General features: G+C 36.7%; 24 protein-coding genes and 1 pseudogene. 17 read left to right on the top strand and 8 right to left on the bottom strand.

The annotated features are described in order from the left end of the window. Positions 1 to 290: 290 nt before the first annotated feature. The 3 genes from H3Z85_22310 to H3Z85_22300 form a co-directional block, all read right to left on the bottom strand. Positions 291 to 764: a hypothetical protein gene (locus H3Z85_22310; GenBank protein ID QPQ51887.1), complete on the bottom strand. Its 474-nt coding sequence runs from the start codon at positions 762 to 764 to the stop codon at positions 291 to 293. Positions 765 to 969: 205 nt separating this feature from the next. Next, positions 970 to 1,581: a TonB-dependent receptor plug domain-containing protein gene (locus tag H3Z85_22305; protein ID QPQ51886.1), complete on the bottom strand. Its 612-nt coding sequence runs from the start codon at positions 1,579 to 1,581 to the stop codon at positions 970 to 972. Further along, positions 1,488 to 3,359: a hypothetical protein gene (locus H3Z85_22300; GenBank protein QPQ51885.1), complete on the bottom strand. Its 1,872-nt coding sequence runs from the start codon at positions 3,357 to 3,359 to the stop codon at positions 1,488 to 1,490. Before H3Z85_22300 ends, H3Z85_22305 begins: the two co-directional genes overlap by 94 nt. A 353-nt stretch (positions 3,360 to 3,712) precedes the next feature. Here H3Z85_22300 and egtD point away from each other — a divergent pair, with 353 nt between their 5' ends. From egtD to H3Z85_22270, 6 genes are read left to right on the top strand one after another with little or no spacing between them, the layout of a single operon-like run. Further along, the gene (gene egtD / locus H3Z85_22295) at positions 3,713 to 4,693 is read left to right on the top strand and encodes an L-histidine N(alpha)-methyltransferase (protein ID QPQ51884.1); all 981 of its coding nucleotides are present in this window, start codon (positions 3,713 to 3,715) and stop codon (positions 4,691 to 4,693) included. A gap of 46 nt (positions 4,694 to 4,739) precedes the next feature. Next, positions 4,740 to 5,900: an ergothioneine biosynthesis protein EgtB gene (locus H3Z85_22290; protein ID QPQ53983.1), complete on the top strand. Its 1,161-nt coding sequence runs from the start codon at positions 4,740 to 4,742 to the stop codon at positions 5,898 to 5,900. 8 nt (positions 5,901 to 5,908) lie between these two features. After that, on the top strand, positions 5,909 to 6,829 hold the full coding sequence (locus tag H3Z85_22285) for an ABC transporter ATP-binding protein (GenBank protein ID QPQ51883.1): 921 nt from the start codon (positions 5,909 to 5,911) through the stop codon (positions 6,827 to 6,829). After that, on the top strand, positions 6,826 to 7,494 hold the full coding sequence (locus H3Z85_22280) for an ABC transporter permease (GenBank protein ID QPQ51882.1): 669 nt from the start codon (positions 6,826 to 6,828) through the stop codon (positions 7,492 to 7,494). Before H3Z85_22285 ends, H3Z85_22280 begins: the two co-directional genes overlap by 4 nt. Beyond that, entirely contained in the window at positions 7,476 to 8,390 is a 915-nt protein-coding gene (locus H3Z85_22275; protein ID QPQ51881.1) for a hypothetical protein, read from the top strand. The genes H3Z85_22280 and H3Z85_22275 overlap by 19 nt, the downstream gene beginning before the upstream one ends. An 8-nt stretch (positions 8,391 to 8,398) precedes the next feature. After that, positions 8,399 to 9,556: a pyridoxal phosphate-dependent aminotransferase gene (locus H3Z85_22270; GenBank protein ID QPQ51880.1), complete on the top strand. Its 1,158-nt coding sequence runs from the start codon at positions 8,399 to 8,401 to the stop codon at positions 9,554 to 9,556. 180 nt (positions 9,557 to 9,736) lie between these two features. On the opposite strand, the gene H3Z85_22265 is transcribed toward H3Z85_22270, so the two are convergent. Continuing rightward, positions 9,737 to 10,525: a PhzF family phenazine biosynthesis protein gene (locus H3Z85_22265; protein QPQ51879.1), complete on the bottom strand. Its 789-nt coding sequence runs from the start codon at positions 10,523 to 10,525 to the stop codon at positions 9,737 to 9,739. A gap of 307 nt (positions 10,526 to 10,832) precedes the next feature. On the opposite strand from H3Z85_22265, the pseudogene H3Z85_22260 reads away from it, so the two are divergent. The 9 genes and pseudogenes from H3Z85_22260 (at position 10,833) to H3Z85_22220 (ending at position 20,128) form a co-directional block, all read left to right on the top strand. Further along, a pseudogene (locus H3Z85_22260) lies at positions 10,833 to 11,837 on the top strand (OmpA family protein). 25 nt (positions 11,838 to 11,862) lie between these two features. Continuing rightward, positions 11,863 to 12,780 (top strand): hypothetical protein, encoded by a 918-nt coding sequence (locus tag H3Z85_22255; protein ID QPQ51878.1) that lies wholly within the window; start codon positions 11,863 to 11,865, stop codon positions 12,778 to 12,780. A 350-nt stretch (positions 12,781 to 13,130) separates the two neighbouring features. Further along, a complete protein-coding gene (locus tag H3Z85_22250) occupies positions 13,131 to 13,721 on the top strand; it encodes a Crp/Fnr family transcriptional regulator (protein QPQ51877.1) in 591 nt (196 codons plus the stop codon). 181 nt (positions 13,722 to 13,902) lie between these two features. After that, positions 13,903 to 14,295: a RidA family protein gene (locus H3Z85_22245; protein QPQ51876.1), complete on the top strand. Its 393-nt coding sequence runs from the start codon at positions 13,903 to 13,905 to the stop codon at positions 14,293 to 14,295. Positions 14,296 to 14,839: 544 nt separating this feature from the next. Beyond that, complete coding sequence (locus H3Z85_22240) at positions 14,840 to 15,529, top strand: hydrolase (GenBank protein QPQ51875.1); 690 nt, start codon at positions 14,840 to 14,842, stop codon at positions 15,527 to 15,529. 67 nt (positions 15,530 to 15,596) lie between these two features. Continuing rightward, complete coding sequence (locus tag H3Z85_22235) at positions 15,597 to 17,369, top strand: amidohydrolase (GenBank protein QPQ51874.1); 1,773 nt, start codon at positions 15,597 to 15,599, stop codon at positions 17,367 to 17,369. Between the two features lie 121 nt (positions 17,370 to 17,490). After that, positions 17,491 to 17,922, top strand: coding sequence for a DoxX family protein (locus tag H3Z85_22230; protein ID QPQ51873.1), 432 nt, complete (start codon positions 17,491 to 17,493; stop codon positions 17,920 to 17,922). Continuing rightward, the gene (locus H3Z85_22225) at positions 17,919 to 19,289 is read left to right on the top strand and encodes an alginate export family protein (GenBank protein ID QPQ51872.1); all 1,371 of its coding nucleotides are present in this window, start codon (positions 17,919 to 17,921) and stop codon (positions 19,287 to 19,289) included. Before H3Z85_22230 ends, H3Z85_22225 begins: the two co-directional genes overlap by 4 nt. Before the next feature lie 134 nt (positions 19,290 to 19,423). Then, positions 19,424 to 20,128: a peptidase M17 gene (locus H3Z85_22220; protein QPQ53982.1), complete on the top strand. Its 705-nt coding sequence runs from the start codon at positions 19,424 to 19,426 to the stop codon at positions 20,126 to 20,128. 186 nt (positions 20,129 to 20,314) lie between these two features. Here H3Z85_22220 and H3Z85_22215 read toward each other — a convergent pair whose 3' ends face one another. The 3 genes from H3Z85_22215 to H3Z85_22205 all read right to left on the bottom strand — a co-directional run bounded on the left by H3Z85_22215 (position 20,315) and on the right by H3Z85_22205 (position 22,982). Next, complete coding sequence (locus H3Z85_22215) at positions 20,315 to 21,181, bottom strand: hypothetical protein (protein ID QPQ51871.1); 867 nt, start codon at positions 21,179 to 21,181, stop codon at positions 20,315 to 20,317. Between the two features lie 109 nt (positions 21,182 to 21,290). Then, positions 21,291 to 22,391 (bottom strand): AAA family ATPase, encoded by a 1,101-nt coding sequence (locus H3Z85_22210; protein QPQ51870.1) that lies wholly within the window; start codon positions 22,389 to 22,391, stop codon positions 21,291 to 21,293. Positions 22,392 to 22,673: 282 nt separating this feature from the next. Further along, positions 22,674 to 22,982 carry a helix-turn-helix transcriptional regulator gene (locus H3Z85_22205; protein QPQ51869.1) on the bottom strand — a complete coding sequence of 103 codons (309 nt, stop codon included), beginning with the start codon at positions 22,980 to 22,982 and terminating at the stop codon, positions 22,674 to 22,676. Positions 22,983 to 23,072: 90 nt separating this feature from the next. Between H3Z85_22205 and H3Z85_22200 the strand changes: the two genes are divergently transcribed. Continuing rightward, complete coding sequence (locus H3Z85_22200) at positions 23,073 to 23,612, top strand: hypothetical protein (GenBank protein ID QPQ51868.1); 540 nt, start codon at positions 23,073 to 23,075, stop codon at positions 23,610 to 23,612. A 536-nt stretch (positions 23,613 to 24,148) separates the two neighbouring features. On the opposite strand, the gene dapB is transcribed toward H3Z85_22200, so the two are convergent. Next, a complete protein-coding gene (gene dapB, locus H3Z85_22195; GenBank protein QPQ51867.1) occupies positions 24,149 to 24,952 on the bottom strand; it encodes a 4-hydroxy-tetrahydrodipicolinate reductase in 804 nt (267 codons plus the stop codon). Positions 24,953 to 25,215: 263 nt separating this feature from the next. Between dapB and H3Z85_22190 the strand changes: the two genes are divergently transcribed. Then, positions 25,216 to 26,007 carry a helix-turn-helix transcriptional regulator gene (locus tag H3Z85_22190; GenBank protein ID QPQ51866.1) on the top strand — a complete coding sequence of 264 codons (792 nt, stop codon included), beginning with the start codon at positions 25,216 to 25,218 and terminating at the stop codon, positions 26,005 to 26,007. Positions 26,008 to 26,035 lie beyond the last annotated feature (28 nt).

Here is a 26,035-nt window from a genome sequence, read left to right as displayed (position 1 = left end):
AGAATTATTACAACAATACATTATTATTTAGCGCATTGTTTTTTTTATTTTTTAAACTACATACATACCTAGTTTTAGGAAATTATAAAACGAATTAATCTCAATTTTTCCACACGATTGTTTCGTGTGGTTTTTTATGCAATAATTTTCTTATAAATTTTTTACCTTCATCAAAACATAATTAATGAATCATAATGCAATTACTACCATTATGAAGGATTGGATATCATAAGTTTTTCTGTCCCAGGTTGTCTGAATTGTTTCAGGAATGAATACAAAAAACTCTTTTATTATTGCACAAGAAGATAAATTCCAACCCCAATGGCAGCATATGCAGTGACTGTGAGAATATCAGCGATGGGTTGTGAAAAGCGTTTTTCCCTGATCCTCTCGGCATCGATCTGGTTTTTATGGAATTTGAGTGTTTTTTTAGCATTGCGAACCGGATGGGCAACCAGGCTGTCACCTTCCCATCGGTCAACGATCACTTTATAACTTCTGCGTTCAACGTCAATTTTAACATTTTTACCGGCCGTAAGTTTTTCCTGAACATTGACTGGAACAGGAGGCTGCTGTATATTTTGGTTTTGAGGATTACTTACTGCTGTACTTTGCATTTGTGGGGAATTGGTATTGGCAAGAGCTGTATTCTTTTTAGATTCCTGCTTGTTGCCGGTTGTCGGATCCACCTGTTTTTTTACCTGGTAAGTATAGCAACTGGTAAGAAAAAATGAGATGAGGATGAGATAAAGGTTCTTTTGCATTGGCTAAATTTAAGAATTAAACGGAATATTTACTGTTTTCTTTTGAAAGATTCTGTTAAAAAATTCTGTACTGTTACAAATTCCTGTTTTTGTTTTGTCCAATATTGTTTTAGACTCAAATTTTAAAGAATAGTCAATAACAATTGTCAGTATTGAATAACGACAAATAAAAAAGCCTTTCAAAATTATTAAAAGGCTGATTTTATTATTTCAGTATTTGCTGGTCATAAAGAAGATGGTCATCTTCATCAAAGCTGATGATCAGCACCCTATATTGTTTACCAATGTCGTTGTTGAAAAATTTGATTCTTGGCGGAACGTAATCGCTGTCAAACAAATTAGGATTCCAGTACAGTGTTTCGCGGGTATCTTTTTCAATTTTCGCGTCATCATCTATCATTCCAATCGGGAAATCCGAGGGTTTATCATAGCCTTTTATGACCGCTGAGTTGTTCTTTTGCGTTTGTGTTTCTTTGCTCTTGGATTTCATATTCCCCTTCATGGTATAGACTGCTACGGCGTTACCTACCAATCCGGCTCCTTTAAGAATCTTTACCATGGCAATATTGTTTACCGGGATATTGGCAATCATATCTGCGTCTGTAGGCATTTCATCCAGATACAATTTAGCTTGTTGCCCACGTATAGAAGGTACATTTACCCCTGAACTGTTTCTCTGGAACGTTAAACCGGCCGCTCTTCCCTGAAGCCAGTCTAAAATATTCACAGCTCCTGACGTATGCTGATCCTCATTGACAAAATCAAATATCGTAGAATTTCCGGAGCTGAACATGCCCGTAGATAGCTGCTTATCCAACTCTTCTTTGGGATCTTTCTTTTTCCTACCAATTTTATCTGCTCAATTTCTATCTCAGCATTCTCTATTTTCCTATTATTTTTTTGCGTATTGATTGCTCTGGCAATTGCTGGTGGAAGCGTTTTATTTCCGGCAGGTTTTGTAAGGATATATTTCGTGCCCGGGAAATTGCCATTAAAAGGAGTAGGATTTACCAAAGGTTCGGCGGTGACGAATAAATCATTATTACCAGATTCCTTATTTTCCGAATTTACAAATAAAGAAACATTCACAGGTTCGTCATTATTGAGATTATTCAAATAAACGTATCCGTTTTGGTCTGTTATAAACTGATTGATCACAGGCTCCTCTTTGCCCATTTTCAACATCAGATTGACGTTGGCATTAATCACCAGTCCGTTATTTTTAATAGGTTTGATCTTGTATGAAAGAAACTGTTGCGAAAGGGTGTGAATGGTAGGTATAGTTCCGCTAAGCACGGAATTCCAGTCAAATCTTTTCCATTTTTCAGAAATAAGAAGAGCATCCAGGGCTTCAGTATTGGCATTATTCGAAAAATATTGTGCCGGGCTGTCTATTTTTGAAGTAAAATCCCCTGTGAGCCAAAGTCCGCTCAGGATATTTTCTTCGTCTGCCTTATTGCTGCCGTCATCCTCACTTACCAAAACAGTATAATTTTTAAAATAAGACTCCGGAGAAAGATCGATGCTGTTAAAAGATCTTGGCGTCTGTTTGATGCTTCGGTCTATAATTTCTGCTTTCTCAATTTTCAGGTTATCGGGTTTTATAAAGCAAAGTCTTTGAGCCACCAGATTGTCCTGATCATCAAAAATGGCTAATTGCAAAATGCCGTTGGCCCCATTGCTGATTTTGGTAGGAATAACGCTTGAAACTTCATTGATCAACTGGTTGATGTTGGCTTTATAAGCAAGGTGGTTGCTGATCGTTCCAACGATTTTATAATGCTGAAGTTGCTGTTTCAGATTTACACCTTTTAAGCTATACTTAATCCCGTCCTTGGAGCTGTTGACTTCAAGATGGAGACCGCTGTCCGAGACTTGCGGCAGATCTGTTGTTTTAATTTTTCCGGTATGATCCTGAATGATAACCTGGTATTTTTTTCCCGAAGTTGGAGTTAGGGTAAAAGATCCCACATTTCTATCAAAAGCTTTAAATGTAGTGATGGCGACATTGGGTTTTTCGGTATCAACCACTTTTCCACTCCAGTTTTCGGGCAGAGAGGTGTCAGATGATAGTCTTACAGCAAATTTTGTGGGAATACCGTTAATGAAAGTTCCACCTTCCGGAAAAGCTTTTGCAGACCAGTCAGAGCTTTTGGAAATTACCAGAGATTCAGGAGAATCGGGATTGTAAACCGGGATACTTTTTACAACCTGAAAGTCTTCATTAAAATTGGTCATATAAGGCGTGTAAGCCCTTACAAAATAAACCTGCTCAGGGAGGCTTTCTTTCAATTGGAAATCACCACTGCCTTCTCCGTTGGTGAGAAGTATTGTTTTCCAGTCTATTAATTTTTTATCAGAATTATACAATTCCACAAACAGAGTAGTCGATAATGCAGAACGGTTGTATCCGTCGAATACAAAACTTTTAAACCATATTTTGTCCCCCGCCGCATATTGGGTTTTGTCAGTCAGTAAGTATACCTTTTCCTGTTGATAATTTTTTTCCAGATTGGTGATTGCTTTTTCCAGTTTGGTTTGTGCCAGTACAGGCTGTCCCATTGATACAAGCAATAAAAAGAATAGATTTCTCATAGAATCTTAACACATTTTAATCCAACGCTAAATTACTCATTTAAACCTCTCAAAAAGATTCTTATCTCTTATTTTAAAAAATTAATATAAAGAATGCTTACTTAACAATTTGATGGTAGCATTGAAAATTTTTTTTTCATAAAAAAACAATATTGGTAAAGCATTTTGATGAGAAAGAGCAATACGGAGTGGGACCACATTTTATCCATATATAAAATGTGGTAGGATAAAAACCCGTAAAAAAGACTATCTTTAATTAGATGAAATGCTGGTTGGGTATAGGGTAACAGAAATTTATTCTGATGGCGGCAAGATAGTTGCACTTAACCAAGAACCAAAACAAAATATAAACTATGAATAGACAGTTAAAACAGGATTATTATCTTAAAAATGACCGTGCCCAGACTTTTCATTCAGACGTTTTAAAAGGCCTGTCCGCTGATCCGAAAAAATTATCTTCAAAATATTTTTATGATACAACAGGAGACCGCCTTTTTCAACAGATTATGGCGATGCCGGAGTACTACCTTACCAATTGTGAGCTGGAAATTTTTCAAAATAAAACAGAAGAACTCACCAGGGCAATTTCCAATATCAATGAGTCTTTTGACCTTATAGAAATGGGAGCAGGAGATGCTATGAAATCTTCTTATCTCCTTAAAAATTTAGTAGACAAAGGAACGGATTTTACCTACATGCCCATCGACATCTCAGGTAATATTCTCAATGTTTTGCAGCAGAACCTAAAGAAAAAGTTACCTGACCTGGAAATTTTTCCGTTGGAAGGTGACTATTTTGATATGCTTGATAAAGCCACCGGCATTTCAAAAAGAAAAAAAGTAGTGCTTTTCTTGGGCGGCAATATTGGCAATATGGAAATAGAAGAAGCCAGACATTTCTGCAGCGAGGTGAAAAGGAAACTCAATACCGGAGATTTATTTCTGGTAGGCTTTGATCTCAAGAAAAACCCACATACGATTCTTGCAGCATATAATGATCCTGCGGGTATTACCGCTTCGTTTAACCTTAATCTCCTGACCAGGATCAATCATGAGCTGAAAGCCGATTTCAAGGTAGATCAGTTTCAGCATTATCAGAATTATGACCCCGTTTCAGGTGCTTGCAGGAGCTTTCTGGTAAGTCTTTGTGATCAGGAGGTTCAGGTCGCAGGCCATTCGTTTCATTTCAAAGAAAATGAACTGATCGATATGGAAATTTCTCAGAAATTCTCGGAACAGGATATCAAAAAACTGGCCGCAGATTCTGGTTTTCATATCCTTATGGAAGTTAAAGACGCTAAAAACTGGTTTGTAGACTCGATCTGGATGGTATAATTTAAAAAGATTGTTTATGAAAAAAGATGCTTTATTCCCAAAAACAATGCCTCATACCCGCCGGTTGAAGAAATTTTCGGAAATCCGGAATCATTCCGTTGAGATCTGCCGCTCTTTGGAAATAGAAGATTATGTCGTTCAGCCCGTCGTTGATGTAAGCCCTCCAAAATGGCATTTAGGCCACACAACGTGGTTTTTTGAAACATTTATTTTACAGCCCAATTTTCCGGATTACGAAGTTTTTGATCCTCAGTACAACTTTGTGTTCAACAGTTATTATGAAACCATAGGAGCCCGCGTTATCCGTACTGATAGGGGCAATCTGAGCCGCCCTTCCGTTTCAGATGTATTTAAATACCGAGAATATGTGGATCGGAAGATGACCGAATTTCTTCAGAATGGCTATCTTACAGAATCCTTGGAGCCATTACTGGAATTAGGGTTAAACCACGAACAGCAGCATCAGGAATTGTTACTGACAGACATTAAATATATTTTAGGACACAATCCGTTATTTCCTGCCTATAAAAAGGAAAATACTGTACAAAAACAACAAACCGAAACCTCAGAAATGCTTCATTTTTCCGCAGGAATTTATGAAATTGGTTTTAAGGGTGAAGGTTTTTGCTTTGATAACGAACTGGGAAGACATAAAGTGTATCTGGATGATTTTACAATCTGCAATCAGTTAGTGACCAACAGGGAATATCTCGAATTTATCGAAGACGGTGGTTATGAAGACTTTAGGTACTGGCATGCCGAAGGATGGGACTGGGTGCGGCAAAATAACGCAAAATCTCCTTTATACTGGTACTTTATCGATGGTAAATGGATGAATTATACGCTCAACGGGTTACAGGAAGTCGATTTAGAAGAAGCAGTCTGCCATATCAATTTTTTCGAAGCTTCTGCTTTTGCTTCGTGGAAAGGAAAACGTCTCCCAACCGAAGCCGAATGGGAAGTGGCATCAGAATCTTTCGACTGGGGAAAAAGATGGGAGTGGACTCATTCTGCCTATCTTCCGTATCCCGGATTTAAAAAAGAAGCCGGCGCTGTCGGAGAATATAACGGGAAATTTATGGTAAATCAAATGGTATTGCGCGGTTCTTCGGTAGCCACACCTGCCGGACACAGCAGAAACACCTATCGGAATTTTTTCCAGACCCACCTCAAGTGGCAGTTTACAGGAATCAGACTTGCACAATAATTTGGCCTATGATTACAGTTGAATCAGTTTCAAAAAGTTTTAACGGAAAAAAAGCAGTCGATGCCATTTCCTTCCAGGCGGACGCCAGGGAAGTTTTGGTGCTGCTGGGAACGAGCGGTTGCGGAAAGACAACCACATTGAAAATGATAAACCGCCTGATTGAAGCTGATTCCGGGAGTATTTTGATCAACGGCAGGAATATTCGGTCGCAGAAAGTGGAAGACGTACGGATGGGGATTGGTTTTGTGATGCAGCATTCCGGATTGTTTCCTCATTATACCATTCAACGGAATATTGCGGTTGTTCCTGACCTGTTGAAGTGGAACAGGAAAAAGACAGTCGAAAGAACTCTGGAGCTATTACACAAGCTTCATCTTTCGGAAGAACTGCTTTCCAGGTTTCCCCATGAATTAAGCGGTGGACAGCAACAACGAGTAGGAATTGCACGCGCCCTGATTGCAGATTCACCCGTTTTACTGATGGATGAACCGTTCGGAGCGTTGGATACTATCACCAAAGCCGATATTCATGCAGAATTCAAATCACTGGAAGAACTTAAAAGTAAAACCATTATTCTCGTTACTCATGACGTTCAGGAAGCATTTGACTTAGGTCATAAGATTTGCCTGATGGATAAGGGAAAAATTATTCAGACCGGAACTCCAAAAGAAATGTTATACTATCCTGAAAATGATTTTGTTAAAAATTTTTTTGCTAAAAACAAGCTTTTACTGGAGTATAAAGTAGCCAGCCTGAAAGATGTGAAACTGCTAATGGAGGGCAGTCGCTTATATGACGACCTTGGGCTTTCAGAAAATACTGCGGTCTGGGATGCTCTGCAACGATTGAGTGCAGATATTTCGCTTTCCGCAGACTATGAAAATCTGGTTAAAGCTTTTAATGAATACCGAAAATTTCAGACCGTATGAGTGAGCAGAATTTTTGGCAATTTATTACCGAACAACACGAAAAATTGCTCACGCAGGTTGTTCAGCATCTGGGACTTACTTTTTTGTCTCTGTTTCTGGCCATCATTATCGGTGTACCCTTGGGGATTTTAATTGCCCGGAAAAGAAAACTATCAGGTTCTGTTTTAGGAATAGCAGGAATTTTACAAACCATCCCGAGCATTGCTTTGCTGGGTTTTATGATTCCCGCGTTCGGAATCGGAGCTACTCCGGCCATTGTAGCCTTACTGATTTATGCCCTTTTACCCATCATCAGAAATACTTATACAGGAATCACAGAAGTAGATCCGGCGGTGACTGAAGCAGCCAAAGCAATGGGAATGAACAGAACACAAAGGCTTTTCAAAGTTGAGCTTCCTTTAGCAATGCCGGTAATCATTGCAGGCATCAGGACGGCGGCTGTCATCAATGTGGGAGTGGCAACCCTGGCTTCCTTTGTTGCTGCAGGCGGTTTGGGGGAATTTATTTTTGGGGGAATTTCACTGAACAATACCAATATGATTCTGGCGGGAGCAATTCCGGCGGCTTTACTGGCTGTTGTTCTGGACCAGACTATCGCTGTGTTACAGAAATTGAGCTACAAGTCGGTAAAAAAATACAATATATTGTGCCTGCCCTATTGGTGATCATGGGTGTAATTTATCTTCTGACTTCAGCCCCGGATCATAAACTTAAGGCTGGTTTTACACCCGAATTTATGGGAAGGCAGGATGGCGACCTCGGACTTCGGTCGGTATATGGTCTGGATGCACATCCTCTCGTGGTAAGTGATGCCATTATGTATAAGGCAGCTTACGAAAAAGAATTGGACCTGATCAGCGGATACTCTACAGACGGAAGAATCAAAGCTTTTGACTTATATGTTCTGAACGACGATAAGAAGATTTTCCCTCCTTATTTTGCCGCTCCGGTCATCAAGACAAAAACATTGGCAAAGTTTCCTGAATTAGAAAAAACATTGGATCTTGTCTCAGGAAATTTCAATGATTCCATCATGACAGATCTGAATTATAAGGCTGATTATCTTAAAGAAAGCCCTGAGAAAATTGCCAGAGATTTTTTAGTAAAAATGAATTTATATAAAGATCCGCGCAAAGGAAATTCACAAACCATAAAAATCGGATCAAAAATTTTTGGTGAACAGTATATTCTTACCGAAATTTACAAAATGCTCATTGAAGGGTACACTGATTATAAAGTGGAGACTAAAACAGGGCTCGGAGGAACCAAAATTTGCTTTGACGCCCTGATGAATGATGCAATCGATTTCTATCCCGAATACACCGGAACCGGACTTTTGGTTTTGCTGAAACCTTCTGCAAAAACTGTAGAAGAAGTATCTAAAAGCCCGGAAAAGACGTTTGATTACGTGAATATGGAATTCCGGAAACAATACGGTATCGAATGGCTGAAACCGCTTGGATTTAATAATGCTTATGCCCTGATGATGCGGAGACAGCAGGCACGGGAGCTTAAGATTACGAATATTTCAGACCTCAAAAATTATCTGGATTCAAAATAACGACCTAAATGAAATACAATTTCGACAAAATCATAGAGAGAAGAGGAAGTCATTCCGTAAAGTGGGATTGGGGTAAAGAAGATATTTTACCCATGTGGGTGGCTGATATGGATTTCCAAACTGCTCCGGAAGTGATTCAGGCTATCTCTGAAAAAGTGTTACATGGTATTTTCGGATATGGTACCATTCCTAAAAATTTTCATGATTCAGTCATTGATTGGTGGGAGACGAACCATAATTTTAGAATAGAAAAAGACTGGCTCTTACCTGCGACGGGAGTTCTGCCCTCCATTTCGGCCATCATCCGTACTTTTGTGAGGCCCGACGAAAAGATTATTTTGCAGCCTCCTGTTTATAATCATTTTTTTTCCATTTTAGAAAATTACGGGTGTTCTATTGTTTGCAATGATCTGAAATACGAAGCCGGAAACTATACGATTGATTTTGATGATCTGGAGAAAAAAGCTTCGGACCCCAAAACGAAACTCCTGTTACTTTGTAATCCTCATAACCCGGTCGGAAAAGTATGGACCAGAGAGGATTTAGAAAAAATAGCTGAGATCTGTTCACGGAATAAGGTAATGGTGGTTTCTGATGAAATTCATTCTGACTTGATTTTTAATGACCGAAAGCATATTCCGTTTGTTTCGGTTGCCCGCGACTATGACCTTCAATCCGTGACTTGCGGCTCGCCCTGCAAGACTTTTAATTTTTCAGGGATGCCCGTATCATATCTTATTTCCCAGGATAAAGCTATATTGGAACAGACTTTTAAAACTTTAGAGCTTCAGGAGAACTGTTATGCTAACCCCATTGCGATGGAAGCTTTGATGGCGGCCTATACCAAAGGATATGAATGGAAGCATGAGCTGAAAAATTATCTGTATGAGAACTTTATATTGCTGGAAAATTTTTGCAGTGAAGAGTTGCCGGAAATTAAAGTGATTCCTTTGGAAGCTACCTATCTGGTTTGGCTGGATTGCAGAGCGTTCGGTATAACTTCTGATGAATTGTCGAAGATTCTTTTGATGAAGGGAAAAGTCTGGCTCAATTCGGGAACGATGTATGGTAAAAGTGGTGAAGGCTTTCTAAGAATCAATATCGGATGTCCGAGGGCAGTTCTGAAGGAAGGCCTTGAACGCCTGAAAAAAGCTTTGAAAGAATAAGAAAAGTTGAGATTGTACGACTGTTCTCAACTTTAACAATAAAAAATGTAATCAGATGTAGCTGATCATGTGATTACTGATTAATATAAGCGCCACTTATTGTAAAGTGGCGCTATTTTTTTTGATCGGAAAATTGTTTTGTAATTCCATTGTTGAATGGTAAAACCTTATCAATTATCGTTAGTCTATCCATAAATGTCCTGTAGAGTATGTTCTGGCTTTACCCGCTACAATTACTCTTTCATTTTTGTTTTCACAGAAGAGTTCACCGCCTCTTTCTGATAGCTGTCTGGCAAAAAGCGTGTTTTTTCCTAATCTTGCTGACCAGAACGGAATGAGTGAGCAGTGCGCAGAGCCCGTTACAGGATCTTCAAGGATCGATGACTGCGGTGTGAAATATCTTGAAACAAAATCACTGTCACTGCCTGCTGCGGTCACCACAACACCTCCCGGATCCAGATTGATAAGGTCCAGAATGGATTGGTCAACTTTTATATTTTTTATATCTTTCTCAGATTCATATACCAGAACATAGTCTCTCGATTTGAATACTTCCTTAGGCTGTACAGTAAGAGATCGGCTTATCTCATCAGGAAGAGTGGATGTTTCAGGCATTCTTGACGGGAAGTCCATATAATAAAATCCGTCTTTCACATCAATCGTTAATTCGCCGCTTTTGGTTTCAAAAACGATTCTGTTGTTCGGATAATTTAAGATGGAGGCCAGGCAATGAGCCGTAGCAAGAGTAGCATGCCCGCATAGATCCATTTCGATTTCAGGAGTAAACCATCTCAAATGAATAGTATCACCATTATTAATAAAGAAAGCTGTTTCTGCTACGGCATTTTCCTTGGCTATTTGTAAGAGGGTTTCATCGGGTAACCAATTTTTTAAAGGAACAACACACGCAGGGTTTCCATGGAAGACCTTGTCTGTAAAGGCATCTATCTGATATAATTCTAACTTCATGATTTATAAAAATTTCGGTCTGTAGCAAAGGTAGTGTATTTCCTGAGTAATTTTATGGTATAAGCAGGAGTTTTGATGATAAAGGACATCAAAGGTTTGCATCAGAAAACTGATCACCGGTATATTGTCTTTGATCAATAAAATCCTTACCTAAGAGCCTCACATCCGCATTTTATTTGTAAGTTAGTGTCGCAAAAAACAGTACATATAAAGATTTTGATACAGATGCGGATGAAGAAGGATTTGTGCTGTTTGATGTCTTATTATTGGAAGAATTTTATAGATCAAAAAAACTAAATTTATTAACATGAAAAAAACGCTGATTATTCTATCAATAGGCGCTTTACTCGGTGCCTGCAACAAAAAGACTGAACAGAAAACAGAGGCTGCAAAGGACAGTGTCGCCATAGGAAATACTGCAGGTACAGAAAAATCTCCGGGAGAAACTCAATTTGATATCAACTCCATTCCGGTTTCCACCGCTGAAGTGGGCGAACTTCCCTTTTTTAGCCTGCCTAAAGGACTGGAATTCCAAAACAAACCGGTACAAAGAAGCTATGATATGTTATTTTTTCCTCTTAAAGACGTAATGACACCAATAGAAGGAAAAGTATGGAAGACATATATAGTCAACGAGAAAAGCAATACAGAAGAATGGTCGCTGCCCTATTTTCTGAAAAGCTATGATGACGCTGATTACAAAAGTGGGTGGTGTGAAAATATTTGATGGTAAAGTTTCCCAACAGGAGCTCGACAGAATACAACCTGAAGCCAAATATTTTGGCGAAGAAGGCTCTATAGATTATTGGAACGAACCTGTAAAAGTGTATGTCATAAGAAGACCAAATGGTGATGATATTTATATTCAGCTCTATGGAAATACTTCGACCGGAGCAATACAAATTTTACAGAAAGCACCGTTTAAACAAACGATTTCCATCTTAAAATCTGATGACATAAAAAAGAATTGGATACAAAAGGCAAGGCGGTATTGCATATTAATTTTGATACCGATAAAGCGAGCTTACAGCCCGATGGCAAAAAAGCCGTAGATGAAATCACAAAAGTCCTGAAAAGCGATAACAACCTAAAATTGGCCATTAACGGCTATACCGATAACAGCGGAAACGATGCCCACAATCTCCAGCTCTCAAAAGACCGCGCTACAGCGGTATTGAATGCGATCGCCACTTCAGGCATTGATAAAACAAGGCTTTCAGCTGAGGGTTTCGGAAGCAAAAACCCGATGGCGGATAATGGATCCGAAGAAGGGAAGGCACAAAACCGTAGAGTGGAGCTGGTGAAAAAATAATGTAAGCACTGTAATAAATTATGTAATGATGAAAATCAGATATTGTACCCTGTTATTGGGAATGCTTTGTACTCATCTTTTTGGACAGACTTCTGAAAAAATAACTTTTAAGGATACCCGGAACCATTATCTGAAATTAGTTCCGGAGGGTAAAGCTGAAGGAATACTTGTTATTTTACCCGGTGGTGGTGAAAATGGCGAAAAAGTAATGAATCAGATTAATCTGGATGATCTAGCATTGGAAAAGAATCTTATCGTATTATTTCCAACCTGGGAAGATGGGGATTTTGGATTTCATATAGAGCAGAAGTTTTTAGACAGAATAGTAAAAGATACAGTAGAAAAGCATAAAGTTTCTAAAGATAAAATATCAATTGGAGGGCTTTCCGGCGGTGGTATGCTGGCTGTTACCTATGCTGAAAGAGCAGTTAGGGACAAAAACACCTATTTTATCCCCAATTCAGTATTCGCTGTTGATGCACCGTTAGATTACGAGAATATGTATTACAGGTTGCAGAGAGAGATCGAAAGAAACTATTCTGATATTGGAACTAATGAAGCTAAATATCTCACGGCTGAAATGGTTGATGCCATGGGTACACCGGATAAAAACAAAGCCAATTACCTAAGAGAATCTATGTTTTCCTACCGTGAAAAAGATGGTGGTAATGCAAAATATCTCCTGAATATCCCTATTCTTATATATACAGAACCGGGAATTATATGGCAGATGGAAAACAGAGGAAGGGATATTTACGACCTTAATGTGGCAGATATTACGGCTATGATTAATCTTTTGCGACTAAAAGGTCACAAAAACGCTGATCTTGTCATCACCAATGATCGTGGAATCCGTCCGGACGGTACAAGACATCCTCATTCCTGGAGTATCATGGACTCTAAAGAATGTTTACTCTGGATACTAAAACATATGAAAGCATAAAGTTGCGATATTAAATATACAATCAAGAGATGAATCAAACTGATTCATCTCTTGATTATTTTGCTCTTTTATTAAGCTTCAATACATTCTAAAAGATCTTTATTAATTGTTTGTGTTCTGTAGTGGACATTCCGCTTGGAAAACCGGGATAAACAATCTTGTATCCACCATTTTCTGGTTTAATTTTCTCCTTATTGACAACAATTTTTTGTTTTGACCGTTTAATTTGCTTTCTGCCCAATCTTTTCTTCAGATCATTATTAAATGTCAGTATTTTTACGATCATCAAATAGCTTCTGAACTATGAATTTTACACGCTTTTTGCTAATTTGCAACTGTAAAATAAATGTATGTTTCAAAATATTATCAAAAACATCTCACGATTTGTTACCCTAACTCCTGAAGAGGAAAATATATATGAAGGTTTGCTGACCCTTCAGAAGTACCCGAAGAAAACACACCTTCTGCGCGAAGGGGAGGTTTGTCAGTTCGAAGGGTTTATAAAGCAGGGCTGCGTTCGAACGTATTATCTTGATGAAAACGGTTTTGAAGTTACCCTTCTGTTTGCTGTTGAAGACTGGTGGATTACCGATATTGATTCTTTTAATAATAAAACGCCCTCAAAGATTTTTATAGAAGCCCTGGAAGACACCGAAATTTATATGTTGAATCCGGAAACTAAAGAAGAACTCATGCAGAAGGTTCCGAAGTTTGAAAGAGCGTTCCGGCTGATGATGCAGCGGTATGTGGTGACGCTTCAAAACCGGCTGGTTAACACCATTTCTCAACCCGCTACAGACCGTTATCTGGAATTTATCAGGGTGTATCCTACAATCCCGCAGCGAGTAGCACAGTATTATATTGCATCATACCTTGGTGTTTCAAAGGAGTTTGTAAGCACCATTAGGAAACGTTTAGCGGATAAAGAGAAACAAAAATAAGACATAGAGATTTTCCTCTCCTGGAGAGGCTGTGAAAAATAAAAAATATGAAGGTGGTTTATACAGAATGTGTAAATCATCTTTTTATTTAGAGTAAAAGAAAAAGTAATTTATTAAACCAGTTAAATTTCTAAGATTTTTATCAGTTCTACATTTGCTGTATTAATTTAAACCATAAAAAATGATACAGGAAAACAAAACAGCAGAAGGCTTGGGAATGCCTTGGGAAGAGATCTACGGATACGCACAGGCGGTAAAAAAAGGAAATACCGTTTGGATTTCCGGTCAGTTGGGTCACAACAAGAATGGGGAATTGGCAGAAGGAATGGAAGAACAGATGAAACAAACCTATGCCAATATCAAAGAATTATTGTCAAGATATAACATGACGATGGAAAATGTGGTGGAAGAAGTTATCTATGCAATGGATATGACAACAGCGTTTGAGGCAAGGAAAAATTTCAAGACAGAATTTTACAATTACCCTAAATCTGTAGCCAGTACAATGGTTGGAGTAAGTGGACTTGCATTGCCGGGACAGCTAGTCGAAATTAAAATTGTGGCGACTGTCTGAGTATCTTTATTTTCTAAAAATATGATTTATTAAACCAGTTAAATGTACATGATGTTTCATCACTCTAAATTTACAGTATCAAAAAGACGGAGATTTTGGATTTATTAAAATTTTTTTATTATTTCCGATTTGAACATTATTTGATTTCAGAAAGTATAGAGGTTTTAATGATGGATTTTCCGATGGTGATGTAGTGATAAAAATTAAACAGTGTCTTTTTTAAGAGTGAAACGTGTGAGGTGTTTAGGCTTGGATTTTATGATCTAAGCCTATTTTTTTTGTTTGTATTTAAAGTGTTGTTTTAAGTTTAAATAGTTTATTATAAGTGTTTTTGTTGGTTGTTATTTAGGTTTTGATTAAATAGAGTGACAACGTTTGAAAATAAATTCAACTTTTTATCATTAAGGGTAATTTATTAAACTAGTTAAATGTGTAGTCTTTATGACCGCCCTAAATTTGCCATATCAAAATCAAACAAATACTCAGTGAGATTCTAAAATTTAAAATAAAATTCTTACTAAACAACATTTAAAAATTGAACATTATGAAAAAGTTAATCTTAACATTCGCAGCAGTAGTAGTATCGGTAACCGCATTCGCTCAGAACGCAGGGAAATCAATGCTGAATCCAACAAACCACGCTTTGGTTTTAATTGACCACGAAGGACAGATGGCATTCGCAACAAAAAGCATCAGCATGGAAGAACTGAGAAATAACGTAGCCTTAATTTCCGGAGGTTCTAAGATCTTCAATATTCCTACAGTGGTAACTACAGTAGCAGAAAAATCGTTCGCAGGGCCAGTTTTTCCTGAAATTTCAGAAATTTATCCTGAAGTAACAAGTAGGTATGTGGACAGAACTACGATGAACACTTGGGAAGATGTAAATGCTCATAAAGCCATCACAGGAAAAAATAAAAAGAAACTGGTTTTAGCAGGTCTGTGGACAAGCGTTTGTGTGGTAGGTCCGGCTTTATCTGCTATTGATGAAGGGTATGAGGTGTATATCATCACAGATGCTTCTGGTGATATCTCTAAAGAAGCTCACGATCAGGCGGTTACAAGAATGGTTCAGGCCGGTGCACATCCAATTACATCCGTTCAGTATGTTCTTGAATTACAGAGAGATTGGTCTAGAAAAGAAACATATAAACCAGTGAATGATTTAATGAAAAAATATGGTGGTGCTTACGGTTTAGGAATCCAGTATGCACAGGATATGCTTAAACACTAATCAATTTCAATAATGGCAGGTTGAAAACCTACCTGCCTTTTCTTTTTCAAACCCCTAAAAGTAAATTATGAAATCACTACATAAAATTCTATTCTCAATGGTGTTAGGAGCAGGATTGATGAATGCTCAGAAAGCTGACTTAATTGTAACCAACGGAAAAATAACAACGATGGATGATAAAAATCCGGAAGTTCAGGCAGTTGCCATTAAAGACCATAAAATTTTCCGTACAGGAACGAATGCTCAGATTTTAAAACTAAAAGGAAGTTCTACAAAATTAATTGATGCTAAAGGAAACAGAGTGATTCCCGGATTATTTGATAGCCATTTACATGTAATTCGTGGAGGAAGATTTTATAACACAGAGCTTCGGTGGGATGGGGTGAAAACCTTGAAAAGAGCTTTAGAGATGCTGAAAGAGCAGGCTCAGAGAACACCGAAAGGACAATGGGTAAGAGTGATTGGTGGCTGGAATGAATATCAGTTTGAAGAAAAAAGACTGCCCACTTTGGCAGAAATCAACGAAGCAACGGGTGAGGTCCCAACTTTTGTAATGTATCTCTACGGAAAAGCCTGGTTGAATAAAGCTGGTTTAAAGGAATTAAATATTAACGGTGACACCCCCAATCCGTCTCAGGGTTTAATTGAAAAAGACAGCAACGGAGACCCGACTGGTTTGTTGGTGGCAGAGCCTAATGCATTTATTCTGTATTCAACTTTAGCAAAATTACCTGAATTATCAGAGGCAGAAAAAGAAAATTCTACCTTACAGTATATGACTGAACTCAATCGTCTTGGAGTAACTGCTGTGATGGATGCGGGCGGTGGTTTTCAGAATTTTCCGGACGACTACGGAACAACGGATGCTCTGAATAAGCAGGGAAAGATTACGGTTAGATTACCTTATTATCTGTTTGCTCAAAAGAAAGGTTCTGAATTGTCTGATTATACAAAATGGACCGGAATGGTTGATATTGATGACCACGGGCATAATGACCATAATGAAATTGATTATCATGTGAATGGAGGGGGAGAAAACCTGGTTTCAGATGGTGCCGATTTTGAAAATTTTCTTTTTCCAAGACCGGAATTACCTGCAACAATGGAGAAAAATATGAAAGATGTGGTGAGTCTTTTGGTAAAAAAAAGATGGCCTTTCAGAATTCACGCAACCTATAATGAAAGTATTACAAGGTTTTTAAATGTCATTGAAGAAGTCAATAGAGAGACCCCTTTGAACGGATTGGTCTGGTTTATTGACCATGCTGAAACAGTGTCTGAAGAAAACATGAAAAGAATTAAGACCATGGGCGGAGGTATTGCAGTGCAACACAGAATGGCCTATCAGGGGGAAAGTTTCATCCATCGCTATGGTAAAAAAGCTGCTTTGGCTTCTCCACCGGTAAAGAAAATGCTTGAAATGGGAATTCCGGTTGGGCTGGGAACAGACGGAACGAGAGTGGCAAGTTATAATCCGTGGGTTGCTTTATATTGGGTTACTTCAGGAAAAACTTTGGGTGGAACTCAGGTTATGGCAAAAGAAAACGCTCTGGACAGAAAAACAGCTTTATCACTTTCTACTTTTGGAGGGTATGAGCTTATAAAGGATTATGAAAAAGGAAAAATCAAAGAAGGATATTTCGCAGACCTTACTATTTTAGACAGAGATTATTTCAGTGTTAATGAAGAAGAAATTAAAGATATTACTTCAAAATTAACCATTGTGGACGGAAAAGTAGTGTATGGAGACGAAACATACAAACATGTTGCTCCGGCTTCGCTTCCTGTACTTCCAGAATGGTCTCCTGTAAAATATTACGGCGGATATCAGACCAAATAACGAAACTAAAAGCTACTTCGCTCCAAAATTCCCCTCCCTTGGAGGGGTGGCGAAAATTCAAAGAATTTTTGACGGGGTGGTTTAAAAGAATCACTATCCAATCATTTTCAAACCTACAACTATGAAAAAGTTCATCCAAACCATCACCAATACGAGCCTTGAAGGAAAATTAATTCACATTGCATTATTGATTTTCAGAATAGCACTATCATTAGAATTAATCTTTGCTCACGGACTGAAAAAACTCGGAATAGGTGTTGCGGAAGCAGAAAGGGTTCCCAATCCATTAAATCTTCCGGAAGCATTCAACAGTCTTTTTGCTGACGCCGCTAACTTGTTTTTTCCTGTATTTGTCATCTTAGGATTCTTGACAAGAGCAGCAGTTTTACCAATATTAGCGGTGACTTTAACCGGATATTTTGTCCTTCATTGGAATGATGCTTTACTGATAAAAGATACACCGTTTATGTATAGTTTATGTTATTTGTTTCTGCTTTTTGTGGGCCCGGGGAAATATTCTATTGATCATTATATAAGAAAAAAATTACAATGAAAAAGCTGATTAAGATAGTATGGATTGTTCAGATTATGCTTCCCATTGCGGTTTCAGCACAATTTAAACTTATGAGGTTTGATGAGAATTATGCAGCGTACCGGGATTCAACAAAAACATTTTACAATGCTCTGAAATATATTCCGCTTTCTGAAAATAATAACAGTAAATATTTATCCTTAGGCGGAGAAGCAAGAGCGGAATTTGTGGAATTTAATAATGAAGACTGGGGCAGATTGGGAATTGGTAGCAATCCTTTTTTTATCCAGAGATATACAATTCATGGTGATTTGCATTTAAGGTCAAGGGTAAGGGTTTTCGGACAGTTGAGAAGTGCCTGGGAGAATGGCAGGAAGAACGGGCCAAGACCAATTGATGAAGATCATCTTAATGTTCAGAATCTTTTTCTGGATGTAGATGTCGTTAAAAATGAAAAAGAAAAATTAACCGTTCGTGCAGGAAGACAGGAACTGGATTATGGAAGTGGAAGATTGATTTCTGTGCGGGAAGGTCCGAACTTAAGACTTTATTTTGATGGATTGAAACTAATGTATCAAAGAGGAAATTTCAAATCAGATGCTTTTGTGATGATGGCAAGCGAAATTAATACCGGAGCCTTTGATAATAAGATTTCCAAATCTGTAAGCCTTTGGGGAAGTTATAATACCTTGATTCTTCCGGAAAGTGGGAATTTAGAATGGTATTATCTGGGAATTCACAGAAAAGAATCCCGTTTTGAAGATGGAACAGGAGATGAGACAAGACATACTTTAGGCGGCCGGTTTTGGAAATATGGAGGCGGTTTTATTTATAACTTTGAAATGGCGTATCAGTTCGGGAACTTTAATAAAGGAACAATAAGTGCATGGACTGCTTCTGCGGATATAGGGTATATGTTTGAAAATGTGAAAGGAAAACCCACCATCAATCTTCGTAACGATTATATTTCGGGCGACAAAAACAAAGGAGATGGAAAATTGGGAACTTTCAATCCGCTCTATCCGAAAGGTGGGTATTTCGGATTTAATCCACAAATAGGACCTGTGAATCTTATTGATATACATCCTTATGCAACCATAGATTTGAGTCATAAAATAACAGTTCAGGCAGATGTGGTTTTCAATTGGAGATATTCTTTACAGGATGGTGTTTACAGGCCAAGCGGCTCATTGAATCTCACTTCCATGAATTCTAAAAAGAGATATATCGGAACGGCTTTTTTAGGCAGTTTTAATTATAAAATCAATCAATTTTTAACCTTCAATACAGGGATTCAGTATTTTAAAACCGGAGCATTTGTAGATGATATTATCGAAAATGACAAAGACGGACTTTTTATTAATTCAAGAATAGTATTCAAATTTTAATGAATCGGATCTTTTTAATTATCTCACGTCAATGCTGAGAATGATTTCTAAAACTAACTTTGATACATACTAAAACTTAAACATTTAAAACAATTATTATGAAAAATATAGTAAAGAATACATTGGGCAAATCCATGTTAATTACAGGGTTGATTTTTTCAACTTTAACTTTTTCTCAAACAACAACTGCAAATTCCTCTGTAGTTCCCACAGCTGTTGGAACTTCAAAAAACTGGGGTTCTGTGGATGGGATTTCAATGATTGGATTGGTTCAAGGACCATCTTCTGCAGAGGCTCAATTGCAGGTTGCCTGTGTTTTTGAATATACGGATAACGACATCCACAGTGCTCAGGCATTGCCCGCCAACCTGAACGGATTAGTACATTTAGATGAAGCTTTGAAAGGAGAATTTACAAAAATAAGACAAGGCGGCTACTTCAAAGGACATTCTTTGGAAACCATTTTGATTTCTCCTCCAAAAGGTTCCATGTCTGCAAATAAACTGTTGCTAATTGGTTTAGGAGACCGAAACAAATTCACTCCTGAATTGATGACATCTGTGGGAGAAGTTGCAGCACGTGAAGCCATGAGATTAGGAGTAAGTAATTTTGCCTTTGCAAGCGATTTAAAAGATGCCGGTATTGATTCTCCAACCGCTCTGGTAGCAGGAAATGTAGTAAGAGGTATTGTGAATGCAAACCGCTCCGAAGTGTATTTGAAAGAACATAACCTTTCCAAAACCAAGAAATTAGAAAAAGTATATCTTCTGGCAGGACCTTCATTCTTTGAAGTTGCTGGAGGAGGAATTAAAGAGGCTATTGCGGAAGTTAAGAAATAGCTTTACTCTGATAGGTTTACTTCACTGGAAAGTATTGACTAATTCAGTTTAATATTATAAAATGCCGGATATGAAAAGTATCCGGCATTTTTTTTGTGAATTCCTACAATAATATAGGATTGTAGGTTGTTTTGCTTAAAAATCCCAACGAAGGTTATTTTTTTGCATATTAGAGCATGAAGATTATTATAAATCTTTATCTACACCTCCCAATAAACAGACACTAGTATTAAAGCTCAAATATCTATTAAAAGCACTTACTGGAACTGTTCGTCCGCTTGATATCATTTGAATAATTATTCCTAATAAAAACTCAAAATTATTATTTCCGGGTAAAAAATATAATGAGTCTGCATCCTTAAGGCTATAAGCAACTCTGTTTTGAGCTTTATTTCTGAATAACATTAATCCAGAATTTAAAATGCTAATAATATTTGGTTCCTCTCCGTTTGAAACTGAATATAAATGTTTACTAAATTTATCGACAAACGTTTCTGGTTTTAAGTCTAAGTTTCCACATAGAGCAAAAAAGAAAATCTGATCTAAAATTTTATTTGTTTGATCAAAATTTTCTTCAGTTGAGCATTCGAAAGCCGTCTTTGAATTATAAGTTCGGAAAGAGAAATATGGCTCTTGAGAGAAACTCCCTATTTCGGCTACAGAATATCTTCTTAATTTCTTTACTGAACTTGCCTTATCAAAAATATTTTCTAATTCCTTAGAATTTAGGGTACTTTTAACTTCCCCAGCAGCAATGACCCCTTCGCACGGATAATAAGTAGTTTCTGCTGATTCATTAATACAAAATATTGGACAAAATTCTTTTTCATAAATAATTATATCCATTTGTTTGCTTGTATTACCAAAACTATCAATAATACATCCTGAACCAACACCAACAGAATTAGGTAAAAGCATTTCAAGTTTTCTACTTATTTCTTTTTCTTTAGCGCTACCGATTAATACAGGTGTGGTTGCAGCACTAGCATAGTCAAAATTTCGAATTAATTCATCTGCTAAATAACTAACGTAATTTTTAAAATCAAAAGACATATAATTTTATTTAATAATTGATTATAGATAATTAACTTAGGTTTGTGTAATGTTGTATTGAAGGTGTATTATAAAGAAGTTTAATATTCCATTAATCAACGAATCTTTATCATATCATTTTGATTACAGCTTCTGCGAGATTATTATAAACCATATTTGCTTCCTCTATATTATTTTTAATCCCATATTCTTTACCATTTTTTTTCCATTTCCATCTGGCTCCTGTCCAATTTCCATCAGTTTTAGTTAACTCAAAAATAGGTTTAGCAGTTGCTTGTGAAACAGGTATTAACCCACTGAAATTTTGGATTCCTGATAAGTGGTACGCATCACCATAAGTTACTGATTCTTGAAATAGAGTTTCGTCAACAATCATATCTTTTTCTCGTAATTCAGGAACAAGCTTAGTATTTAAAATATGATTTATTCTGTCAAGCCAGTCTTGATAAACTTTGGACATTTGCTTTGGTGCAACTACATCTTCTGTATCAGAAGCCGTTCTACCAACCGTATAAATTCTATAGTTTTGTGTAATAAAACCTAACATTTTAGGGTTTCCAATCGGTAAATCATCTTCACTTTCACCTTTGAATTTTTCTATATCTGTTGCCCATTTTGGGAGAACATTACTTAGAGAGTCAATTGCTTGATAACAATAAAAATCAGGAGAAACAGGAATAATAAAGTAGTCTGAACTCATGAAAATGCAATGATTTGTTGATGAGACACTTGGACTCATATCTACAATTACAATATCAATACCATTTTCTTCTGCAATTTTTCTAACAAAACTATTAAAAGCACCTACAAATTTGCGTAGAATTGGAATTGTGCCACTACTAGTTAATGCTGTTGCAATCTGTATATCTAATTCTGAAAATCTAATATTGCCTGCTAAAATAAATAAATTAGGATTACTTGTTGGTGTTATTGCATGCGGATTCTCTTTTGCTGCGATACTTACGTCTGAGAATTCAAAAATAGGCGCAAGACTATTAAAAATGTCTGTATTGCTTTTATTTTCATAGAATTTTAATAAGGAATTATAATCATCTAACCCTAAAGTTAGACCTGTAAGATTACATTGTGGATCAGCATCGATCATTAAAACTTTCTTCCCTTGTGATGCTAGTTTCCAACCTAAATGAAAAACAGTAGTGGTTTTACTTACTCCACCTTTGTGATTAAATAGAGAAATAATTTTTGCCATATATATAATTTTTTAATTCAAATATTTTTGTACATACTAAGTTCAGTTTATACTGATTAAAATGCTACTAACAAAAAAGTGTTTGCTATCATGTTTTCTTGTGATACAAGATTGTTAATTATTACCTTTATTTTTTGCCTAAAATACAAACTCCTTTTTAATCTAAATTACGGATTCCCGTAAACAGCAAAAATAAAAAGCACTTCCAAATTTTAATTCAGTATTTTCACGGAATTTCTTAAAGATTTAAAAAGCTTGGCCACAAAAAAATCCCAACTTTCGTCAGGATTTTCTCTTATTTTGATTTTTAAATTCTTTTTGTAGTCGATCGATCTCACTTTCAATCTTCTTTAATTCTTTTTCATTGAGTTTTGTAAATAAATGTAATAGATCAATCTCAAGAAAATTACAGAATGTAACAAGACTTTCAATGGTGGGATTAGTTTCAGCTCTTTCAATTCTACCAACATGGTTGCTTGAGATATTAAGCTCATTTCCAAGCTGAAACTGTGAAAGCCCTCTTTTCAACCTATATAATTGAATAAGCTTTCCAATTTGAAATTTTAATTCCTCTATTTCCCATTTATACATTTAGTAAATTTTGGACTTTCTAAAATTTTTCATCAACACATATATGTGTTTTAATTGTTTTTTTCTTACATTTATAAAAAAATACACACAATGAAAAAGATAAAAACAAATTTCACTCCCCGGTTTCGGGCAGAGAAGAAGCACTCCGGATTACGGCTGATGGAAACTTTCTTTCAGTTCAATGAGCTGGATGTTTCCAAAGAATTGCTCAGCAACATAATGAATTATGCCGTAAAGAGAAATAGCTGGATCAATGAAGATCCGGCGGTGATCTTTGAGTTTTACCAGTCGATGAGGTCGTTTATCCGGGCAGGCTATCTCATCATGCTGAAGGATAGGAAATGGACGGTTGATACCCAACCGGAAAAGATTTCTCCTTGGATTCTTGGACTGCTTTCGGAGAAGGAATACCGGAATCCGCTGCTGGTTTTCAAAAAAGCATTCAGAGAATACACCCTCAAAGAATTTGATTATTTTATGTCCGGAATCGTCTATTTCTCAATGGGTGTCTATGAAAATCTCCCGGAAAGGAATATCGTGATGCCCTACATTCATACCGTTAAAATGCTGGATGCTGCACACCTTATTCTTCAAAGAAGGAGAGAAAAGAAAATAGCTGATACCAATTGAGGATAAGATTGAAAAGGTTGAAGGGTGTTGATACAGATAATGAATGTGCTGATGATGTGTTTTTCTGACGCAAAGTTTTCATTTTTTAAACTGATGATTCTATCCTTTATCATCATAAAATAAGGGCAAAGGTTGATTAACTTTGCGTAATTTTTTGGATCAAGACCAAAAGTTGGGGAGAATTTGAATTTTATGTTTAAATACAAAGAAAAACGACGATAAAAAACGGGTGGACTTCGATGGGTAATGTTTAATGGACCTGGGAAGCAGGAGCGTTAAAAAAAATGAGATTGAATCCGTTAAAAAATTTCCACTGTTTAGCATGGCTGAGATTTTGAGTCGAAGAATAAGGATTTGATTCCATGCGAGTTTGGAAATTTTAGGAGTCAATATCAATTTTTAGAGGATGATTCCGGTCTTGAATTTTTGTATACTTTTGTTTTAAGACAAAAGTATAAATGAAAAAAATCGCTGCTTAAAAAAGTAACGATTTTTTTAATTAGTGGCTAAACAAGCGTAACTTCAAACACGTATTGTTAAAATTCCATGATTGAGTCTAATCCTCTTCGTAACCCTTTGAAAGTATCTATATTTTTGATGGCAAGAAGCACTCCTTTTACATAAGGCTCTGCACTTTCTCCGGAATCATGTCTTAGGATTAATTTTTCTCCTTTGAGTCCAAAGATCGTTTCAACGCCGAGTGTGTGACCCGGCAGACGAACAGCATGAACCTGTATACCGTTTATTGTTGCGCCTCTTGTTTCTTTATTTCCTATGGTATCATCTATGGCTACAGCTAGTTCGGGCTTTTGAACTTTAGAAAGACGATAAGCCAGTTCTGCCACTGTTCCGCTTGGTGCATCAATTTTTTTAGCATCCGCATAGTCAATGATCTCATAGTGAGGAATATATTTTGCAGCCATTTCAGCAAACTTTTGCAATAAAACAACAGTGAGTGCAAAGTTTCCTGCAGCAAGAACAGAAGTATTATTTTCATTGGCAATACGCTCTATTTCTTCATAATCTTTATCCGTAAGTCCTGAAGTTCCAATAATGACTTTTTTACCTTTTTGCAAAGCCGTGTGGATATTATGCTTCGCGATCACCGGTTTGGTAAAATCTACAAGAATATCAAATTCTACATGTTCTATTGCATCTTCTACAGATTTAAATAAGGGTATATTGTTATCTGATTTTAATGACAGAATCTCTGACAGATTTTTCCCATCTTGAGATAAAGAAAGTCCGCCTGTTAATATCATTTCGTCATTATTAAATATTGCTCTGCTAATTTCAGAACCCGCCCATCCGGTGGCTCCTGCAACAAAAACTTTTTTCATAATATTATTTTTTATGTATTGAATGTTATTTTTACTATTAATCTATCTCAAAGATAGTTTGAATTTCAACAGATGAGTTTCCATGTATTGAATATATAACCTTCTTACGTCTTTTCCTTTGATAAATTTTTATCGTTTAACAGTAAATGCTTACTATAAATTCATCTGATTGTAGAAAAACAGGAAGTGTATCTATTTGATAATGCAAATTTACAATTGGTATTTTTATTAAATTTGCCAGAATTATTATATAAAACGCCAAAATGAAATGTGGATTATCAGAAAAAAGAAAAGGGGAGTTTGATGATGAAATTAATATTGATGCTTATGTCTGGTATGAGAAAGACTGGACCCATGATGACTATGATCATACTCATCAAAGATATCAGCTGACTTATGTTGAAGAGGGGTATCAGTATTTTCACATTGAGAATAAAATCTATCTGGTTCCACAAAATCACTTAATCTGGATCCCTTCAGGCAAAAAACATCATACTCAGTCGGAAGCCAGTACGGTTAATCTGATGGTGATTTTATTCAAAACGGTTTTCGACAATGATTTTTATAATAAAGTGCATGTTTTTGCAGCGCCTCCGGTTTTGAGAGAAATGTTACAATATGCCTCAAAGTGGAATAAATTATTGGAAGAAAATGAAGAACAGGGATATTTCCTGACCGCTTTATTGAATAGCCTTCCTCATTTCTGCACAGAGAAAGTAGGTTTACAAATCCCGATTCCGGTAGATCCAAGATTACTGCCTGTATGCAGTTATATTAATAAGAATTACATGGAACAGGTAAGTATAGATGACTTGGCTGATCTGTCCTTAATGTCTGTAAGAAGCCTTCAGCGTATATTTAAGCGGGAAACAGGGATTACGATCCAAAAATATATGCAGCTGATCCGTATTTTAAAAAGTATTGAACTTATTGATACAGGAGAATATACTTTAAGCCAGATCGCTTTTATGATTGGTTATAAAAGTCTGTCGGCTTTTACCAATTCCTACTTTGGGATTATGAAAGAAAAAGCCAAAATTATTGGGAGATCTTAAAGTTTTGATTTTAAGATCAATGATGAAG

Origin of the sequence: Chryseobacterium indologenes (assembly GCA_016025055.1) — a bacterium.
GTDB lineage: Bacteria > Bacteroidota > Bacteroidia > Flavobacteriales > Weeksellaceae > Chryseobacterium > Chryseobacterium indologenes.
This window is presented reverse-complemented; position numbering and strand designations above follow the sequence as displayed.